The sequence below is a fragment of the Serratia oryzae genome (genome assembly GCF_001976145.1).
GTDB classification, from domain to species: domain Bacteria; phylum Pseudomonadota; class Gammaproteobacteria; order Enterobacterales; family Enterobacteriaceae; genus Chania; species Chania oryzae.
Genome location: NZ_MOXD01000061.1, coordinates 1 through 640, shown reverse-complemented (window position 1 = coordinate 640; position 640 = coordinate 1). Strand labels below are relative to the sequence as shown.

At 62.5% G+C, this 640-nt stretch carries 1 pseudogene; it reads right to left on the bottom strand.

Annotated elements, in window-relative coordinates:
* Positions 1-640, bottom strand: a pseudogene (locus BMI79_RS23895) (hypothetical protein); the annotation flags it as partial.

The window sequence follows — 640 nt, the reverse complement described above, 5'->3', positions numbered from 1 at the left end:
TTATTCAGCGCGGTCAACGCGCCCCCCTCAAAGGCGTTAAAGTTCAGGGTGCTGCCGCTGCCAATGCTGACGCCACCGGTGCCCAGGTTGGCGTTCTGCGAGACGGTCAGGGTACTGCTGCCTATCAAGTCAAACAGGCCGGCAAAGCTGCTGTTGGTGCCGGTGAGGGTGGTGTTGGACGCATTGCTGAGTTGCACAGTAGAATCCAATACTCCGCTCAGAGTATTCGCGAGAGTCCCCGCAACGCCATTCAGCAACAGTTGTGAGGTGGCATCGGCCAGATTGACGCGGGCCGCCGAGGTCCCCAGATTATCGGCCGTGCTGATCGTCAGGGCACCGTTCGCATCGATAACGTGGGTGCCGCTGAAGTCGTTGCTGCCGCTCAGAGTCACCGCCGCGCCGGTATTGATGGTCCCAGCGCCGCTCAGCACGTTGGCGAGAGTGTCTGCGGCGTTCAGATTCAACGTACCGCCAACATCCACCTCACTGGTGCCCAGGGCATTCGCCGCGTTCGCGGTGACGGAGGCTCCCGATGCAATATGGGTAGTGGCTGACAGACCGCCGTTGGCCGCGCTCAGCGCTAAATCTCCGCCGTTCACGTTCAGCGTGCCCGCCCCGGTCAAGCCGCCAGGGGCGGTCG